Consider the following 1,330-nt stretch of genomic DNA (forward strand, 5'->3'; position numbering starts at 1 on the left):
TGGAAGGCCATGTGGCACTCGTCGCCGCCGGAGCCGTAGTCGCCGAAGTAGTCGACGACGTCCTCCGGCCACTGGTTCGCCTCCGCCAGCAGCACCTTGTCGGCGTACTGGTCGTCGATCTCCTTGCGCACCCGCTTGAGGAACTCGTGGGTCGCGGGGAGGTTCTCGCAGTTGGTGCCCTCCTGCTGGTACAGGTACGGCACCGCGTCCAGCCGGAAGCCGTCGATGCCGAGGTCCAGCCAGAACTTCAGCGCGGAGATCATCTCCTCCTGCACGGCCGGATTCTCGTAGTTCAGATCCGGCTGGTGCGAGAAGAACCGGTGCCAGTAGTACTGCTTGCGCACCGGGTCGTACGTCCAGTTCGACACCTCCGTGTCGACGAAGATGATCCGCGCGTCCTGGTACTGCTTGTCGTCGTCCGCCCACACGTAGTAGTCGCCGTAGGGGCCGTCGGGGTCCTTGCGGGACTCCTGGAACCACGGGTGCTGGTCGCTGGTGTGGTTCATGACGAAGTCGATGATGACGCGCATGCCGCGCTGGTGGGCGGCGTCGACGAACTCCACGAAGTCGGCGAGGTCGCCGAAGTCGGGCAGGACGGCGGTGTAGTCGGAGACGTCGTAGCCGCCGTCGCGCAGCGGGGACTTGAAGAAGGGGGGCAGCCAGAGGCAGTCGACGCCGAGCCACTGCAGATAGTCGAGTTTCGCGGTCAGGCCCTTGAGGTCGCCGATGCCGTCGCCGTTGCTGTCCTGGAAGGAGCGGACGAGGACCTCGTAGAAGACGGCACGCTTGAACCACGCCGGGTCCCGGTCCTTGGCGGGAGTGTCTTCGAAGGTGTCCGGAACTGGCTCATTGACGATCATGTGGTGGCTGACCCTCCGATCTGCGGGTGGGACGGTCGCAGGACCGTGCTGTCCTCGTCCGGGGACCAGCCCCCGGACCCCCGGCCGACGGTGAAGACGTGCGCGGCCCTGTGACCCGGCTCGAGACGCACATAGTTGGCCCTGCCCCAGTGGTAGGTCTCGCCGGTGAGCTCGTCGCGCACCGGCACCGACTCGTGCCAGTCGAGGCCGAGTTGCGGCATGTCCAACGAGACCGTGGCCTCCTGGGTGTGGTGGGGGTCGAGGTTGGCGACCACCAGAACCGTGTTCGAGCCGCTCCGCTTCGAGTACGCGATCACCGCGTCCTGGTCGGCGTGGTGGAAGTGCAGGTCGCGCAGCTGCCTCAGGGCCGGACTGCGGCGCCTGATGTCGTTGAGGCGGGTGATCAGGGGGGTGATGGTGCGGCCCTCGCGTTCGGCGGTGGCCCAGTCGCGTGGTTTGAGCTGGTACTT

General features: G+C 66.5%; 1 protein-coding gene and 1 pseudogene. Both read right to left on the minus strand.

The genetic code is table 11. From position 1 onward, the window contains the following. A partial coding sequence (locus ACF1A5_RS33825) for an alpha-amylase family glycosyl hydrolase (RefSeq protein WP_392196665.1) occupies positions 1 to 860 on the minus strand: 860 nt, incomplete at its 3' end. Continuing rightward, a pseudogene (locus ACF1A5_RS33830) lies at positions 857 to 1,330 on the minus strand (alpha-1,4-glucan--maltose-1-phosphate maltosyltransferase); the annotation flags it as partial. The pseudogene ACF1A5_RS33830 and the gene ACF1A5_RS33825, both read right to left, overlap by 4 nt.

It is taken from the genome of Streptomyces sp. NPDC014864 (assembly GCF_043081525.1).
Taxonomy (GTDB): Bacteria; Actinomycetota; Actinomycetes; order Streptomycetales; family Streptomycetaceae; genus Streptomyces.